The 18,234-nt window shown below is 51.8% G+C and carries 12 protein-coding genes; 3 read left to right on the forward strand and 9 right to left on the reverse strand.

What is annotated here, in order from left to right; all coding sequences use genetic code 11:
* Window positions 1-4: 4 nt before the first annotated feature.
* The 5 genes from QCD60_RS03315 to QCD60_RS03335 form a co-directional block, all read right to left on the reverse strand.
* The gene (locus QCD60_RS03315; protein WP_279782378.1) at window positions 5-1,390 is read right to left on the reverse strand and encodes a PLP-dependent aminotransferase family protein; all 1,386 of its coding nucleotides are present in this window, start codon (window positions 1,388-1,390) and stop codon (window positions 5-7) included.
* Between the two features lie 170 nt (window positions 1,391-1,560).
* Window positions 1,561-3,510 carry a dihydrolipoyllysine-residue acetyltransferase gene (aceF, locus tag QCD60_RS03320; RefSeq protein WP_279782380.1) on the reverse strand — a complete coding sequence of 650 codons (1,950 nt, stop codon included), beginning with the start codon at window positions 3,508-3,510 and terminating at the stop codon, window positions 1,561-1,563.
* A 34-nt stretch (window positions 3,511-3,544) separates the two neighbouring features.
* Window positions 3,545-6,205, reverse strand: a complete 2,661-nt coding sequence (gene aceE, locus QCD60_RS03325) for a pyruvate dehydrogenase (acetyl-transferring), homodimeric type (RefSeq protein WP_104152974.1) — start codon at window positions 6,203-6,205, stop codon at window positions 3,545-3,547.
* Window positions 6,206-6,547: 342 nt separating this feature from the next.
* Window positions 6,548-7,306 carry a pyruvate dehydrogenase complex transcriptional repressor PdhR gene (gene pdhR, locus QCD60_RS03330; RefSeq protein ID WP_279782384.1) on the reverse strand — a complete coding sequence of 253 codons (759 nt, stop codon included), beginning with the start codon at window positions 7,304-7,306 and terminating at the stop codon, window positions 6,548-6,550.
* A gap of 64 nt (window positions 7,307-7,370) precedes the next feature.
* Window positions 7,371-7,574, reverse strand: a complete 204-nt coding sequence (locus tag QCD60_RS03335) for a hypothetical protein (RefSeq protein WP_279782386.1) — start codon at window positions 7,572-7,574, stop codon at window positions 7,371-7,373.
* A 125-nt stretch (window positions 7,575-7,699) separates the two neighbouring features.
* Between QCD60_RS03335 and QCD60_RS03340 the strand changes: the two genes are divergently transcribed.
* The 3 genes from QCD60_RS03340 to QCD60_RS03350 all read left to right on the forward strand — a co-directional run bounded on the left by QCD60_RS03340 (window position 7,700) and on the right by QCD60_RS03350 (window position 12,247).
* Window positions 7,700-10,534 carry an FAD-binding and (Fe-S)-binding domain-containing protein gene (locus tag QCD60_RS03340; RefSeq protein WP_279782388.1) on the forward strand — a complete coding sequence of 945 codons (2,835 nt, stop codon included), beginning with the start codon at window positions 7,700-7,702 and terminating at the stop codon, window positions 10,532-10,534.
* Window positions 10,535-10,708: 174 nt separating this feature from the next.
* Window positions 10,709-11,581, forward strand: a complete 873-nt coding sequence (locus QCD60_RS03345) for an AEC family transporter (RefSeq protein WP_279782390.1) — start codon at window positions 10,709-10,711, stop codon at window positions 11,579-11,581.
* A 156-nt stretch (window positions 11,582-11,737) separates the two neighbouring features.
* On the forward strand, window positions 11,738-12,247 hold the full coding sequence (locus QCD60_RS03350) for a hypothetical protein (protein WP_279782392.1): 510 nt from the start codon (window positions 11,738-11,740) through the stop codon (window positions 12,245-12,247).
* 91 nt (window positions 12,248-12,338) lie between these two features.
* Here QCD60_RS03350 and QCD60_RS03355 read toward each other — a convergent pair whose 3' ends face one another.
* Genes QCD60_RS03355 through QCD60_RS03370 form a run of 4 tightly spaced genes read right to left on the reverse strand, consistent with a single transcriptional unit; the run spans window position 12,339 to window position 18,147 of the window.
* A complete protein-coding gene (locus tag QCD60_RS03355) occupies window positions 12,339-14,045 on the reverse strand; it encodes a TolC family outer membrane protein (protein WP_279782394.1) in 1,707 nt (568 codons plus the stop codon).
* Window position 14,046: 1 nt separating this feature from the next.
* Entirely contained in the window at window positions 14,047-14,673 is a 627-nt protein-coding gene (locus QCD60_RS03360; RefSeq protein WP_279782396.1) for a response regulator transcription factor, read from the reverse strand.
* Between the two features lie 2 nt (window positions 14,674-14,675).
* Window positions 14,676-15,998 carry an HlyD family type I secretion periplasmic adaptor subunit gene (locus QCD60_RS03365; protein ID WP_279782398.1) on the reverse strand — a complete coding sequence of 441 codons (1,323 nt, stop codon included), beginning with the start codon at window positions 15,996-15,998 and terminating at the stop codon, window positions 14,676-14,678.
* A gap of 4 nt (window positions 15,999-16,002) precedes the next feature.
* Window positions 16,003-18,147: a type I secretion system permease/ATPase gene (locus QCD60_RS03370; protein WP_279782400.1), complete on the reverse strand. Its 2,145-nt coding sequence runs from the start codon at window positions 18,145-18,147 to the stop codon at window positions 16,003-16,005.
* Between the last annotated feature and the right edge of the window lie 87 nt (window positions 18,148-18,234).

Consider the following 18,234-nt stretch of genomic DNA (forward strand, 5'->3'; position numbering starts at 1 on the left):
CGGTTCAATCAGTCAGACTGCCTCGCAATGCTGATACCAGCAGTGACCAGTCTGGCTGACTGACCGCAATACTGATACGCATACAGTGGCGAAAACGCTCGGACGCCGAGAACAGGCTGCCGGGCATCACGCTGATTCCCTTCTGCAACATCTGCTCATACACCGCGAGTGCATCCACCTCGGCAGGTAAAATCAGCCACAACAAAAACCCTCCCTGAGGGAGTGACCAGGCCACAGGCAAGCCAGAGGCATGCAAGGCATCGACCAGATTATGTAATTGCTGCCGATACTGACGACGAACCTTGCGCAGATGCCGCTCATAGTCGCCACTGTGCAGATACTCCGCCATCACCTGCTGTGACAAGGCATGGCTTGCCATGGTTGTCACTGTCAGCAACTGCTGCAGCTGCTGGTGATAACGACCTCCCGCGACCCAGCCAACCCTGAACCCCGGTGCAATAGTCTTGGAGAAAGCGCTGCAGTAAAGCACGTTACCTTCGCGATCCCAGGCTTTCAGCGGATGCGGTTGACGCCTGCCATAATGCAGATCTGCATAGGTATCATCCTCCACCAGCGGAATCTGAGCCTCGCTCAGCATTCTGACCAGGCGCTGTTTATGCTCATCAGGCATCAGACTGCCGGTTGGGTTGGAAAAGTTGGCGGAAACCACGCAGGCTTTGACTGGCCACTCCCGAATCGCCGCAGCCAGGGCTTCCAGGTCCATACCTCTGGCCGGATCACAGGGTATTTCCAGAGCCTGCAGGCCGAGCGCCTCCAGAGCCTGCAATAATCCATGATAGGCAGGCGACTCGATAGCGATCAGATCACCCGGCTGCGCCAGCACGCGCAAGCAAAGGCTGAGCGCCTCTTGGCAACCCTGAGTGATCAATAGCTCGCTGGCAGATACTGAACACCCCGCAGCCTGCATACGTACAGCGATTTGCTGTCGCAGGGTCTTATTGCCCGGAGGAAAGGCATAGTCGGTAATCAGACCCGGCTGTTCACGCAAGCAACGATTTGAGATTCGCCTGAGGATCTCCTGAGGCAGGAACGCCGCCTCAGGCACCGCGGCACCCAGATGCATCAGGCCAGGCTGGCGAGACTGATTGAGTACATGATTGATCAACTGGTGGCGAGAAACCGCCACGGGGGCTGGCACATGCTCTTCAACCTGCAGACGCTCTGGTAAAGCCTTCACATAAAAACCAGAGCGTGGGCGCGCCTCGATCAGGCCCTGCGCTTCCAGCGCACTCAATGCCGCCAGAGCAGTGCTCTGACTGACACCCCATTGTTGATGCAATTTACGAATAGAAGGGATCCGTTCACCCTCAGCGAATACGCCTGTGCGGATATGCTCAGCTAACTGTTCTGCAACCTGTTGATATAACACCAGACCCTCCCGATCACATTTAAAAATCGTTGGTATCCGCAGCACACAGCCTGATCGTACGACAGCAAAATATCGCTGTGGACATATGCAACAGAAGCAAAAAAGGCCACTGCGAACAGTGGCCTTTAAGGGTACAAACTATGGGGCAGAAAAGGCTACCCGAAGTCCGTTCAGAGCAGCATACGGCGAACGTCAGCCAGCAGCTGAGCCATATAGGTCAGGAAGCGGCCAGCATCACCACCATTGATGGCGCGGTGGTCATAGGACAGACACAACGGCAGCATGGTGCGAGGCTCAAACTCTTTACCATTCCAGCGCGGTTTGATATCGGCACGAGATACACCAAGGATCGCCACCTCAGGGGTGTTAACGATAGGAGTAAAGCCGATACCACCGATACCACCGAGGCTGGAGATGGTAAAGCACGCACCCTGCATTTCTGCAGGCTTGAGTTTCTTCTCCTGCGCCTTCTTGGCCAGCTCGTTGGCTTCGCGCGACAGCTCATAGACACTCTTCTTGTCGGCATCACGGATAACCGGGACTACCAGACCGTTGGGGGTGTCTACTGCCATACCGATGTGTACATACTTCTTGTACACAATGTTCTCGCCGTCTGCGTGCAGAGAAGCGTTGAACTTCGGATGGTTGCGCAGTGCAATAGCACAGGCCTTGATGATAAAGGGCAACGGAGTCAACTTGACACCAGCCTTCTCAGCCTCGGCTTTGACTTCCTTACGGAAGGTTTCCAGCTCAGTGATATCGGCATCATCAAACTGAGTCACGTGTGGCACATTCAGCCATGCGCGACTCATGTTGAAAGCGGTCACCTTGTGGATCTTGCTCATTGGCTGGATATCCACTTCACCCCACTGGCTGAAGTCGATTGCCGGTACCTGAGGAATCCCCGATCCAGACATGGTGGCTGCGGGAGCGGCAGCCGCCTTGGGCTTGGCCAGCTCCTGCTTGACGTAAGTCTGGATATCTTCTTTCAGGATGCGACCACGTGGGCCCGTTGGCGTCACCTTACCAAGATCAACACCAAACTCTCGCGCCAGAGCACGCACAGCAGGACCTGCATGAACGTTCTTACCTGCTTCACCTGTTGCAGCCGCCGGGGCAGCAGCGGGTTTAGCAGCAGGAGCAGGAGCAGGAGCAGCAGGTGCGACTGGCGCAGCAGCCTGAACTGGCGCAGGAGCGGCAACAGCAACAGCGCCGGCCACTTCAAGCTCAAGAATCAGATCACCTTCCGAGACCTTGCTACCTTCTTTCAGGGCAACGGATTTGACCACGCCACCTTTTGGCGCAGGTACTTCCATTGATGCCTTGTCAGTTTCCAGCACGATCAGCGAGTCACCTTCTGCAATGGTGTCACCGGCCTTGACGCAGATTTCAATGACATCTACGCCGGTCGCACCACCGATATCAGGTACCTTAACGGCCTCAACACCACCCGCCACCGGAGCGGCAACTGGTGCTGCTGGAGCTGCGGGTACTGCCGCAGGAGCGGTAACAGAAGACGACTCGATCGGAGTAGGCTGCGCAGGACCTGCTGCAACTTCCAGGACCAGAATCAGATCACCCTCGGAAACCTTGCCACCTTCAGCAACAGCAATGCTTTTCACCACACCGCTCTTGGGTGAAGGAACTTCCATGGACGCCTTGTCGGTTTCCAGCACGATCAGAGAATCGCCTTCAGCAATCTCCTGACCTACCTTGACCACCACCTCAATGACGTCAACACCGGTAGCACCACCGATATCCGGGACAGTAACCTGCTCTTCACCACCACTGGCCGCCGCAGGTGCGGCAACGGGTGCAGGGGATGGAGCTGCGGCAACCGGCTCAGCCGCCGGAGCGGGCGCGGATGTCACGGGTGCTGATGCACCTTCCAGTTCAAGCTCAAGGATATCCAGACCTTCGGAAGCCTTGTCACCTTCTTTGATGATGATGGACTTCACCACCCCACCTTTGGGTGCAGGCACTTCCATGGAGGCCTTGTCGGTCTCCAGAACGATCAGGGAATCACCTTCGTTGATGCTGTCGCCAGCCTTGACACAGACCTCAATGACATCGGCTTCACCACCACCGATGTCAGGCACTTTAATGATTTCAGTACTCACGTTGATCACCTCTCATCCGTTTCAAGTGCTAGCGTTAAACCGTTACCGGGTTCAACTTGTCGGGATTGATACCGAACAGCTTGATGGCACGTGATACTTCGCTGACGTCGATGCTGCCTTCTTCCGCCAGAGCTTTAAGAGCAGCAATGGCAACAAAGTAACGGTCAACCTCAAAGAAGTGACGGAGTTTCTTACGGGTATCAGAACGGCCGAAACCATCAGTACCCAGTACTTTAAAGCGATGTGGAACGAACTCACGTAACTGATCAGAGTACAGTTTCATGTAGTCAGTAGAGGCGATTACCGGGCCATTGAACTTGTTCAGGCACTCGGTCACATATGGAACACGAGGCTCTGATTCAGGGTGCAGCAGGTTCCAGCGTGAACAGTCCAGCGCGTCGCGGCGCAGCTCGTTCATACTGGTAGCGCTCCAGATATTGGCATCGACATTGAAGTTTTCACGCAGCAGTTTGGCTGCTTCACGCACTTCATTGAGGATGGTGCCCGAGCCCATCAGCTGAACACTCAGCTTGCTGGAAGGATTCGCCTCTTCAAGCAGATACATACCCTTGATGATGCCCTCTTCAGCACCGGCAGGCATGTCAGGATGCTGGTAGGCTTCGTTCATGGTAGTGATGTAGTAGAACTTGTTTTCCTTCTCGTGATACATGCGACGGATACCGTCCTGAATGATCACGGCCAGCTCGTAGCTGTAGGTAGGATCGTACGTTACGCAGTTCGGGATGGTGCTGGCGACCAGATGGCTATGACCATCCTGGTGCTGCAAGCCTTCTCCGTTCAGGGTAGTACGACCTGAAGTGGCACCAATCAGGAAGCCACGCGCCTGCATGTCACCGGCAGCCCACGCCAGGTCACCAATACGCTGGAAGCCGAACATGGAGTAATACACATAGAACGGAATCAGCGGGCAGTTACTGTTGGAGTAAGCGGTTGCACAGGCAATCCATGCGGACATGGCACCTGGCTCGTTAATGCCTTCCTCGAGAATCTGGCCGTCTTTTGACTCCTTGTAGAACATGATCTGGTCACGGTCATGAGGCACATAACGCTGACCAGCGGAGCTGTAGATACCCAGCTGACGGAACATGCCTTCCATACCGAAAGTACGCGCTTCATCAGGCACGATGGGCACAATACGGGCACCGATATTCTTATCCTTCACCAGCGTGGAAAGAATACGCACAAACGCCATGGTGCTGGAGATTTCGCGATCACCGGTGCCTTTCAGCTGGCTGCCAAGGAAGTCCAGTTGCGGGGTTTCCAGCGCAGTGAAGTCTTTACGACGGGCAGGATACATGCCGCCCAGAGACTTACGACGCTCGAACATATACTTCAGCTCAGCGCTATCAGGCGCGGGGCGGTAGTAAGGAACAGATTCCAGCTGATCATCAGACAGCGGGATATTAAAACGGTCACGGAAGGCTTTGAGATCGTCAACCTTCACTTTTTTCAGTGAGTGAGTATCGTTTTTCGCTTCACCAGACTGACCGGTACCGTAACCTTTAACGGTCTGCGCCAGAATCACGGTTGGCTGACCTTTGTGGTTGACTGCAGCGTGATACGCAGCGTACACCTTGTAGGGGTCATGACCACCACGGTTCAGGTTCATGATGTCCTGATCAGACAGATCTTTCACCAGATCTTTCAGATCCGGGTATTTGCCAAAGAAATGCTCGCGGGTGTAAGCACCGCCGTTAGCCTTGTAGTTCTGCAGCTCACCATCGACGACTTCGTCCATGCGCTTCTGCAGCAGACCCTGCTCGTCACGCTCCAGCAACGGATCCCAGTGACGTCCCCAAAGCACCTTGATAACGTTCCAGCCGGCGCCACGGAAGATACCTTCCAGTTCCTGCACAATCTTGCCGTTGCCACGCACCGGGCCGTCCAGACGCTGCAGGTTACAGTTGATAACGAAGATAAGGTTTTCCAGCTTCTCACGGCCTGCCAGAGAAATGGCACCCAGGCTTTCTGGCTCGTCACACTCACCGTCACCCAGGAAACACCATACTTTTCGATCGCCGCGCTTGACCATGTCACGCGCTGACAGGTAGCGCATGATGTGCGCCTGATAGATGGCCTGAATGGGACCCAAGCCCATAGATACGGTCGGGAACTGCCAGAAATCGGGCATCAACCAAGGGTGGGGGTATGAAGACAGACCATTGCCATCCACTTCGCGACGGAAGTTGTCCAGCTGCTCTTCAGTCAGACGACCTTCCAGATAAGCGCGGGCGTAAATACCGGGAGAGATGTGCCCCTGGAAGAACACCATATCCGCTTCCTGCTCACCTTCTGGTCCGCGGAAGAAGTAGTTGAAGCCGACATCGTACAGAGTGGCTGAGGATGAGAATGAAGAGATGTGACCACCCAAGCCTTCGTCATTGTCGTTGGCGCGCATGACCATGGCCAGAGCGTTCCAGCGAATCAAAGAACGAATACGACGTTCCATGAACAGGTCGCCAGGCATACGTGCTTCATCTTTGGGTTTGATAGTGTTGATGTAGGGAGTGTTGAGACTGCCGAACCCATCTACCCCCATCTCGCGTGCGTGGCTGCCAAGGCGTCGCAACAGGTAAGTTGCACGCTCACCGCCTTCATTTTTAGCAACCGACTCAAGGGCTTCTAGCCACTCACGAGTCTCGATAGGATCCTTATCTTCGATAAAGTCTTGCACTGTGAATTCCCCATATTGAATTCTTTTTGTACCCGCACTTGTGTATTTTTCCTACACAAGCCTTATCCCATTGTGCATTGCAACAGGCTGGTTGTTATTATTTTTGTAGTAATACTACAAAAGCACACAACATAAATCTACTGAGTTACAGTGAGGTGAACGCTAGTGACGTGATCCACATCAGAGGAAAAACCGTCACTCACCTTCAACGACTACAAAACTCAGCGATACCGTTGTTCGACCCCGACTCCAGTTAATCGGGAGCGATAGGTGTAATAAAACATCTGCTGGGCCTGGGCAGAAAGCTACAGCCCGTTCCGGCAAAACATCACGCATCCCAGATCATGACAATTCAGAGCGTCGCATTGCTCTGAGTAAACGTGTTTTTTCCTTACCAAACTCCAGCAGTACCTCCTCAACGTAAGCCAGATGAGTGTGCGCTGCACGCCTGGCCTCCTCTGGATTACCTCTGCAGATGGCGTCCAGTAATACTGCATGCTGATTGTGAATCTGTTTGCGATAGTCAGTTTTAGGATAGATCTGGCTCAAGTTGCCAAAAATATTCTTCTGCAGCAGTGAGAAGAGCGACCTCATAGTGTGTAAAAGCACCATGTTGTGAGCAGCCTCAGCGATAGCGAGATGGAAATCCACATCCGCAGCTACCTCTCGCTCAAACGCCTTCCGCTCATGACACTGCTGCAGCCATTCGTATTTCCGTCTCAGGTTTTCACGATCAGCTTCTGTACTACGGATGGCTGCATAGTATGCAGACACGCCTTCCAGCGCATGACGGAACTCCAGCAGATCGTACTGAGCTTCAGGATGAGCGGCGAATAACTCAATCAGTGGATCAGAGAATGACTCTCCAACGGCTTCGGCAACGTAAGTCCCCCCACCTTGCCGACTGAACAAAAGGCCTTTAGCCACCAGCTTTTGCACAGCTTCACGAAGAGAAGGCCGTGAAACTTCAAACTGTTTGGCAAGTTCCCGCTCGGGTGGCAACTTCTGACCCGGCTTGAGAGTTCCCTCAAGAATCATTGACTCCAGCTGAGTCATGATCACATCCGAGAGTTTGGGTTGTTTTACACGTTCGTAAGCCATGACTTGCGCCGACTCGCCTTGTTATTGGGGATAAGTATTGATACTAAAAAGCATTCGTACAGCTTCAGGACCATAAAAGTCCAGCACTGATAGCCTTTGGAAACTCATCGTACTCATGACACTCATCAGTAAGATTGAGCGGCCTGAGTGACGAAAGAGCATACAATAAAAAGGTCTTACCAATATACCCTTTAAAATCTTCATGCTTTAGACACTTACTCACATCGACATGAAAGCTAATGCCATCGGCTAAATTGACAGGAATCATCTGAAGCACCTATGCTTCCAGCATCCACAATGGCTAATTGGTAATACCAATAAAGCCATCCTGTATTGCCTGCTCTCCGCATTCTTCGTGGGAGAGGTTGCTAACAACAAATAAAGTGATTAGCCATGAAACCTGAGTACCGTGCCTTTGCCAGCGAGATGGATGGCATCCTGACTGCAGACAGCATCATAGATGATCCCTTGCGCCTGCTCGCGTATGGAACAGACGCCAGCTTTTACCGTCTGATTCCACAGCTGGTACTGCGTCCCAAAACCTCAGCGCAAATATCCTCCATCCTCCACAAAGCACGCCAGCACAACCTTCCCGTAACCTTTCGCACAGCCGGTACCAGCCTGTCAGGCCAGGCGATCACAGACTCGATTCTCATCCAGCTGGCTGGCAACTGGCAGGGATACCATATTCATGATGGGGCACATGCCATTAGCCTGGAGCCCGGTGTCATTGGTGCACAGGCCAACAAATACCTGGCTCCGTTTCAACGCAAGATCGGCCCGGATCCCGCCTCCATTAATGCGGCAATGATTGGCGGAATAGCCGCTAACAACTCCAGTGGTATGTGCTGTGGGACGGCACAGAACTCCTATAACACATTAAAAAGCATGAAGGTGATTCTGGCGGATGGAACTCAGCTGGACACCAGCGATCAGGAATCTCGCGACACGTTCAGACACAGCCACGGGAGTTTGCTGGGCGCACTGGAAAGCCTGGGTCACCAGGCTCGTGCCAACACAATGCTCGCCGAGCGCATTCGCCATAAGTACCGGCTGAAAAACACCACTGGCTATGCGCTGAACGCACTGATTGACTTCACTGACCCTTTCGACATCCTCCAACACCTGATGATTGGCTCTGAGGGTACACTGGGTTTTATCAGTGAAATCACCTATCACACGATCGAGGAGCATGCCCACAAGGCCTCAGGACTGCTGTTCTTCGCGGCACTGGATACGACTTGCCGGGCTGTAGCCGCACTGAAGACAGCTCCCGTCGCTGCAGTGGAAATGATGGACCGCCCAAGCTTGCGCTCAGTGCAAGACAAACCGGGCATGCCGGACTATGTGCGTACCCTGCCAGATGATGCTGCAGCACTGCTTGTTGAATGCCGTGCCAGCAGCGCAGAGCAACTTGAAAGCCAGTTGCAAGCAGTAGCCACTATATTGGATGAAGCTGGTTTGTCCCCAATCATTCCCCCTTCTTTCAGCACTGATCCAAAAGTGACTGGCCAGTATTGGGGGATTCGCAAGGGGATGTTCCCGGCGGTAGGCGCCGTGCGAAAAACGGGTACCACTGTCATCATTGAAGATGTCGCTTTTCCTGTACTGCGGCTGGCAGAGGCCGTGAGAGATCTTCATCAGCTGTTTGATAAGTGGGACTATCATGAAGCCATTATTTTTGGCCATGCGCTGGAAGGTAATCTGCACTTCGTCTTCACTCAGGGCTTTGATACCACTGAGGAAATTCAACGCTATGAAGGCCTGATGGATGACGTCGCCAAACTGGTCGTCGATAAATACGACGGCTCACTGAAAGCGGAACACGGTACTGGCCGGAATATGGCTCCCTATGTTGAAAAGGAATGGGGAGCAGATGGTTATCAGCTGATGTGGGAAATCAAGGAGCTGTTTGACCCCGACAATTTGCTCAACCCTGGCGTCCTGCTGAATCGTGATCCTCAGATTCACCTGCAAAACCTCAAGCCCCTGCCTGCCGCTGACACTCTGGTGGATACCTGTATCGAATGCGGCTTTTGTGAACCTACCTGCCCTTCTCGGGCGCTCACTCTCACCCCAAGACAAAGGATTGTAATCTGGCGTGAAATTGCACGTTTGCAGCGTTCAGGTGAAGACCCCCAACGACTGGAAGCACTACAACAGGATTATCATTATCAGGGTACCGGCACCTGTGCCGCCTGCGGACTTTGCTCCACCGCCTGCCCGGTTGGCATCAATACCGGCGATCTGACCCGCCAAATCCGGTCACAGCAAAGCCAGCGTCTTGCCCCACGAGGTACATGGATAGCCAATCATTTTGCAGCCATTACTACGGCCACCCGCTTCACTCTGGCAACGGCCCACGCTACTCACAAAGTACTGGGCACGGCAGCCATGACCAGATTAACGCAGGGGGTACGCAAGCTTTCTCACAACAGTGTAGGCTTCTGGACTCCAGCCATGCCGACAGCAGCCCCCAAACATCACTACCCAACACAGAGCACAAGTGACAAGCCCAGAGTAATCTACCTGCCCAGCTGTGCATCACGCGTCATGGGCCCAGCCGAAGGCAGTCTGGAAACGGAGTCTCTGGTCGCCATGACTGAACGTCTGCTACAGAAAGCAGGGTTTGAAGTCATCTATCCAGACGGGCTGGATAGTCTGTGTTGCGGCATGCCGTTCCAGAGCAAGGGATTATTTGAACAGGCCGATCAGAAGCGCAGAGAGGTAAATGCTGCGCTACTCAAAGCTACTGACAATGGTGCGTGGCCTATCTACTGCGATACCAGCCCATGCTCCCTGCGCCTCGGCGAACAGCTGGATGTGCGCTTACAACTCCATGATCCCGTTGCTTTTATTGACAGTCATGTGCTCGATAACCTGAGCATTACTCCTGTCGATGAGCCGGTCATGCTGCACATCACCTGCAGCACGGTACGACAGGGGCTGGCAGAGCGCCTGGTCAAAATCATGAAGCGCTGCGCCACGGAAGTGGTGATACCTGATGACATTACCTGCTGTGGCTTCGCAGGTGACAAAGGCTTTTCCACGCCAGAGTTGAATGCATCGGCATTGCGCGCGTTGAAACGACAGGTACCAGCGAATTGTCAGGAAGGCTTCTCTACCAGCCGGACTTGCGAAATTGGCCTCTCGCATCACAGTGGTGTCGATTACAAGTCCATCGTCTACTTGCTCGACCGCTGCAGCCAAGCTACAACAGAAGGCTGAACTCACAGCGTGAAAGGAATCCGGGTCTGCTTGCTGCATTTGTTGCACAGGCCTTCATTGCTTTGCTTTTCGGTTGTTGGATTGAACGATGCATCCATGGAGGGCAAGACGTTCACCAATGAACAAAGAGAGCATTCAGGCACCTGACATGCTCTCTCCGGAAGTGAAACGCTTATGTTAGAAAGGATATTCCTGACCGTATTTCCAGTGGTCGCCGTTGTGCTGATTGGTAGCATTTATGGCCGTCTGCGCCGTCCCGACGTCAGTGTTGCTAATCAGATCAATATGGAGCTCTTCGTTCCTGCCCTATTGATCAGCGTACTTGCTGGCAAAAACTTCCAGCTGACCGACTACTCACAGCTGGCCATAATGGCAGCTGTGATTGTGCTCGGCTCAGGCCTGGTACTGCTGCCACTGTGCAGGCTCCCGGGAGTTTCGCTGAAAACCTTTCTGCCTCCGATGATGTTCAACAATACTGGCAATATGGGTATACCGTTGCTGGTTTTCGCTTTCGGAGACAAGGCTCTGCCAGCAGCAGTTGTGCTCTTCATCGTTGAGATGCTGCTGCATTTCACGGTGGGCATCTACATGCTTGATCACCGAACCTCACCCAGGCAACTGTTACGTATGCCCATTACACTGGCAACGCTGCTGGGCCTGGCCCTGAGTTTTAGTGGCTTACACTTGCCTCAATGGCTTTATACGCCACTCGACATGATAGGGCAGATATCCATTCCGTTAATGCTATTCACCCTTGGCATCCGGCTAACCCATATCAACCTGAAGGATTGGCATGTAGGCGTGCTAGGGGCAATAGCATGCCCTGCATCCGGTCTGCTGCTCGCCTGGATCGTACAAACCTTATGGCCACTGCCTGCAGCACAGTGGGCCTATCTGATCGTTTTTGCAGCACTTCCACCTGCAGTACTGAACTACATGCTGGCAGAACAATTCAGGCAGGAACCCGCCAAGGTCGCTTCAATCGTCATGTTAGGGAATATTGCCAGTCTGGTGATTATTCCTTTGGCTCTGATGTGGGCTATCTAATCCAGGCTGAACAGGCTAACGCCCTCCTCGCTGCCACACTTCTGTGGTAGCGAGAAGCCAGTTTGATATTGAGAACTATTTTCATTATTTTGTTTTTCTTGCGGCTGCAGATTCGTCCTTAATCAGGAGCACATTGCAGTGAAAGGAGAACAGGATATGTCTGCCAGTAAAGCCGACGAAGGTATTTATCTCTACCACATTCAAGCAGGACGCCAGGCATATATAGCCGCTGACTACTTTCAGGCGATGACTCACTACACTCAGGCTCATCATGCTGCGGAACGCTTGTTCTTTGACAAAGACTACACCTCATCAGCGCTGGAAGTACCTGACGCCTATGTCGAAGCAACAAGGACTCTGGCACACCTGTTTGGACTCACTCAGGACGAACAAGGACAGGAAGACTACTTGCTTCAGGTACATGACGGCCTGATTGATGCCATTATCGACTATGGCAGACCTTCTGACTTTCGCCAGCGCTGCCTATCGCTGCTCCCTCTGACACTTGAGCTCCTGCTGGCACAATGGGATAGCCCCAGACTGCTCATCAAACAGGCAGAACTACGGCAGCAGGTATACAACCTGCAACGCTATTTCGGTGACGGCACCAGCCAGAAAGAAGACCTGGCTCTCAAGACGCCTCAAGGCCATCACCGCACTGCATAGCACTCTCCAATAATTGATCCCTGGTGCATGGCAGAAAATAAAAATGACGCCGAAGCGCCATTTTTAACATCATTTTCCGATGCAGCGGAGATTAGATACTACGTTCCTCTACAATCTTCCACTCACCATTTTCCTGTTCCATGGTCAGCTCTTTCACCACGTTATCCTCGAAGTGATTGGCCTTATAGTGCTGATCAAAACGTACAATCGCCTTGCCATCGACCATAGAAACCTGAGGCTCGCCAATCGTCAGCTCAATCCACTGTGGGTAGGCCAACTTAGAGCGGCGATCTTTTTCCCATGCAGCATAACTGCCTTTCTCAGGTGCAAAGTTACTGGCGTAGTGAGACAGGTAGGCATCGACATCTCTGGATTGCCATGCCTGACGCCATCCTTCAACAGACGCCAGCACTTCCTGATCACCCTGATCCATGCTGTGGTCAACACTGCCCTGTACCGAGTCTTCAGGCTGAGCTGTTTCAGTAGCGGCCTGTTGCGGTGCTGCATCAGGGCTCTCCACACTGGTCATCAGTGAGCTGGATGCAGCAAGAATACGATACTGTGCCAGACGCATATCAGACTGAGCATTCACCAGTGAGTTACGTGCTTCAAACAGCTCGTTTTCAGAGTCAAGCAGGTCCAGCAACGAACGCTGCCCCAGATTGAATTGCTGCTTGTAAAGCTCACGTGTCTGATCAGCAGCCTTCACCTGATCCTGATAATGAGGAACCTGCTGCGACAGCCATTCATAGGCAGACCAGGAAAGCTGCATGCTTTCTACCACTTCACGATAGGTCTGATCACGAATCGCCTTGGCCTTGCCCAGTTGTTCAACGCTCTCCATATGACGAGCCTTATCAGCACCACCGTTGAACAGGTTGTAGTTAACTTTCAGCATCGCCTGATAATCAGAATCCTTACCTTCGATACCATCAATGTTGTTGTTCCAGGTACGTCCCAGCTCAACTGTCACACGTGGTAGATAGGCACTTTCGCGTGACCGGATCTGTGCCTGGGCTTCATCAATATCCGATGTGGCCGACTTCAGAACGTAGTTGTTATCAATGGCACGAGTTACCGCATCATCAACACTTGGAGGCAACCAGGCACCATCGAAGTCGGGGAAGGTTACATCGTCATCCGAAGGCTGGCCAACGATCTGCTGATAGGTCGCTTTGACGTCACTCAGGTTATTACGTGCAGAGACCGTATTGGCCTGAGCCAATGACAAACGGCTCTCGGCCTGTGCCAGTTCTGCCTGTGAGGCAACCCCGGACTGGCTGCGCTGGCGAATCTGCTCGTAGATATTCTGGTGTTTGGCGAGATTCTCTTCAGCCAGGCGCATCAACTGTGTCCGGCGATAAACATTCAGGTAAGCCCGGGCGATCTCCAGAGCCACACGATCTGTCTCACTCGACAGCTTCCAGGCTGATGCATCCGCTGCTGCCGTTTCACGCGCCACTTCCGAGCGGGTCTGAAAGCCATCGAACAGCATTTGTGTAACGGTTAACGCACCTTCACGACGGTTAAGGGTTTTATCAACCTTCACACCATTGGTGTAATAGGTGTGCTCACGTCCAGAGCCAAAACTCACATCGACCTTAGGAAAATAGCCAGCACGTGCCTCATCGATTGCGGAAGCATCAGAACGTTGCTGATACTTGGCCTGCTCCACATAGGGGCTGGTGTAGATATTTTCCTTAATGACTTCTTGTAACGTTTTTGCCTGGCTTGCGCTCGCCATCATCAACAGTGATGTAGCAAGCAATGTCAGTGTAAATGGCTTTGTAGTCTTCACCTTAAGCGTCCTCCCCATATCTTTTGTATTCAGCTTCCCTTTGCATATTGTTGACTGCCAAAACTAAGGATAGCCGATCTTTCACGCCATACTTTTTATATAAAGCACTAAGCTGATTTTTTATTGTTTGCTCTGACAAAGAGAGCTGCTCTGCTATTTGTTGATTGTTCAATCCGACCGACAGACAACGCAACAACTCTTCTTCACGTGAATTAAGCCCCTGCTCTTTCAACGTATTGCCAATACCGGCCACATTGCCCAGCTGAGCCACAAGAGCCAGCATAAGTGACTGCCCTAACCAAACATGGCCAGACACCACCGTATCTCTGACCAGCCTGAATACGTCGGGGCGGGCAAAACTGTTCATGTAACCCTGAGCGCCTGCCATAATGACTGACATACCCTCTTTATTCCCGGGCACATTGCTCAACACCACAATCGCAGTATCAGGCACCACGTCTTTCAGATTAGCTACACGTTTGTCTAACCCATCCTCACCATGATGATGTAACCAGATCACATCAGGTTTGAATTCGCCTAGCGTTTCCACCAACCATACATCGTAAGGATGAAGAGCCTGTTTAACACGCTGGCAAAGGGAGTCATTACGGCTGAAAAGAATATCCATTCTTATCGTTCTCTTAACGCTGTCTCTTTAGCCCGATAGACCGGCTTGAGTAAATAGTCCAGGACAGACTTTTTGCCCGTCATAATATCCACTGTAGCAGTCATGCCAGGAATGATTGGCAGGGGGGAATTAGCATCCCCCAAATGGCTTTTCAGCGTTCGCAATCTCACTATGTAATAGTATTCATGGTCGACATCATCCAGCACGGTATCAGGGCTGATGTTGACCAGCTCCGCTTCAAGACCGCCATAAGTAGAAAAGTCATAGGCTGTGAAGCGCACCATGGCTTTCTGGTCAGGATGCAAATAGGCAATGTCGCGAGGTTTGATTTTGGCTTCAATCAACAACGTGTCTTTGGTCGGCACGACCTCGATGATATCCATACCTGGCTGCACGACACCGCCAACGGTATTCACCAAGATACGCTGAACAATTCCGTCCACCGGAGCCCGAACCGTAGTTCGTGTCACCTGATCTTTTAAGGCCCCTCCCATTTCAGCCAGGCTCCGATAGTCCGTCAGCGCATCATTGAGGTCTTTCTGAGCATCTCGCTGGAAACCGACATTGAGCTCAGCAATCTTTTGCTTGTTCTCATTTAGTGCCGCAGTGAGACGCGGGATAGAGACACTTAAAGCATCCATCTGCCCTTTGGCATCGTTCGCGTCACGTTCCAGACGAATTAACTCCACCTCAGACACCACCCCTTGCTTAGCGAGAGGACGTGTAATATTTAGCTCCTTCATGATCAGGCCATAACTACGCTTCAACTGACCCAGCTTGGTCTGAGCCTCCTCCAGTTCGCGCTCGCGTTGTTTAACCTGATATTGCAGCGTACTCAGCTGTTCTTGCTGTGAACGCTGACGAATCTGATAAAAATTGTCTTCTTCTCTCCAGAAATCATCACTTCCTTTAGGGACAAAGGGCTTTCCTTCAGTTTCAGCCTGCAGGCGGGCAATTTTGGCTTCCAGCGAGTTTTTCTTTTGCTGGTTTTCCATGAAGCTGGCATTGAAGCGAGTCGCATCAATCTTCACCAGTACATCGCCCGTTGAAACATGCTGCCCTTCCTTGACCAGAATTTCGGAGACAATTCCCCCTTCAAGGTTCTGCACTGTTTGCAACTGGTTAGATGGAATGACTTTGGCATTACCCCGGGTTATTTCGTCCAGCTTGGCGAAATACGCCCAGGTGATGGCCAGCACAATCAGCAGAATCACGCTCCAGTAAAGCCATTTTCCGCGCTCAATATCCTGATTACGCAGAGCCTCAGCCAGATCCGAAGCAAACTCCAAGTGCTGCTCTTTCTTACCTGCAGATGTAAATATCATGTTCTCAACCCACCTTGAGGCGCCCGTTTTTCAGCGCCTCCAGTACAGCTTCTTTGGGTCCGTCAGCCACTACTTTGCCCTGATGCAACACAATTACCCGGTCCACCAATGGCAACAATGTAGATTTGTGAGTTACCAGCACCAACGTCTTATTTTCCAGCAGTACACTGATATGCTTTTTGAAGCGCTCCTCTGTACTGGAATCCATAGAATTGGTTGGCTCATCCAGAATAAGGACCTGAGGATCATTGATTAACGCTCTCGCCAGCCCAATGCACTGACGCTGCCCGCCAGATAGCCCCTCACCCCGCTCACCGACAGCCATGTCAAATCCTTTGGGATGGTGATTGGCAAAATCGGACACCCCGGCTAAGACCGATGCACTGATTAACTGTTCATCGGTAGCAAAAGGTGAGCCAATAAGCAGGTTCTCTTTCAGCGAGCCGGAAAAGAGAATAATGTCTTGTGGCACATATCCGACATTTCGCCGAATATCAGCGATACTGACCTGTTTCAGGTCAATTCCATCCATGCGGACAGACCCTTCAATTGGATCATAAAGACCCATGATCAGTTTTCCGATTGTGGACTTCCCTGAGCCGATCTTTCCGATAATGGCGACTTTTTCGCCTTTACGAATCTTTAAGTTGACCTTTTCCAGTGCATTGTATTCTTGAGTCGGGTATTTGAAGGAGACGTCAATAAACTCCACATCACCGTCAAAATGCGAGCGTTCCACAAACTCTCTTTCTGGATCATTCTCGACCGGCCTCTGCATAATTTCCTCGAGACCATTAAGAGATAGTTTGGTTTGCTGAAAGTTTGCTGCCAAACCTGCAGCCTGAGCCATGGGGTTAATCGCCCGAGAAGTCAGAATTACACTGGCAATCAACCCACCCATGGTCATATTTTGATCAGAAATCAGATAAACACCCAACACAACGGTGGCAATCGAAGCCAGCTGCTGAATGATAGCGGAAACATGGAAGACCGATGATGTCCACGCTTTCGCCTTGATTCCCCAGTTACTGGAGTGAGCCACTGCCTGCTCCCATTTCCGCTGCGCCCAGGACTCCGCTCCGAGAATACGCACTGTCTCAAGGCCGGTCAGGGTTTCCACCAGAACTGAGTTTTTCTGCGAGCCGGAACTGTAGACGTGCTCCATCGCTGCCATAATCGGCAGACGGGCAAAGTAACCATAGGCAAACACCAATGGCATCGCGACCGCAGGAACTATCATCATCATTGGCGCGATCCAGCCAATCGTCAGCACGGCAATAATCGAGAAGGGGAAGTCTATAAGGGTAACCAGTGAAGCAGAGGTAAAGAAATTTCGGACGGAGTCAAACTCGCGCAAATTGGAAGCATAGCTCCCGACAGAATGAGGCTTCGCCTTCATTTTCAAATTGAGTGTGTGCTCGAACAATTTGGAGGACAGCACAACATCAATCTTCTTTCCGGTCACCTCCAGAAAATGCGCTCTCACACTCTTCAGTATGAAGTCCATGCTGTAGGCAATACCGACCCCCAAAGCCAGCACCCAAAGCGTATCAAATGCCTGATTGGGAACAACCCGGTCATAAACGTTCATAGTGAACAGTGGGCTGACTAACGCGAGTAAATTTATAAACAGGCTACCGATCAGAACGTCACGATAAATAGGCTTGTATCTTTTGATCGTTCCCCAAAACCAATGATCGGCCTTTACTTGATGTATTTCCCTATTTCCCTTATCAGACCGGTATTCCTTTTTAAGTAAAACATAATAGCCAGCATAACTTTTTTGCAATTCAGCAAGTGGAACAACAACTTCCATTTGCGGATCTTCCGGAAAAAGTAAGATAGCCTCCTCGGCGGTCTTTCTTACCAAAATACAGGCTGAATTATCCTGAGTGAGCAATAGCGTCGGTTGCACCAACTGACTAATCTGACCAAGATCACCTTGCATGATCTTGCATGCCAGCCCTGCTCGGGCCGCAGCACGTGGAAGCAGGTTGATACCTATGCGGTTTCCCTCCATAGGCAGGCCTGCAATAAGCTGGTCTTTTGACTTAGATACGCCAAGCAGACGACAAAATATCATCAGACACTCGAGCAACGGGTCAGTGCTGGCCATATTAGCGACTACTTCACGCTCATCCAACAACATATAATTACTCTCAATTACTTTTATTTACATTTGAATTAATAAATAAACAGCATCGCTAGACTAGAAAACAATGCGTTCATTTGCAAC

This window comes from Pokkaliibacter sp. MBI-7, from assembly GCF_029846635.1.
Taxonomy (GTDB): Bacteria; Pseudomonadota; Gammaproteobacteria; order Pseudomonadales; family Balneatricaceae; genus Pokkaliibacter.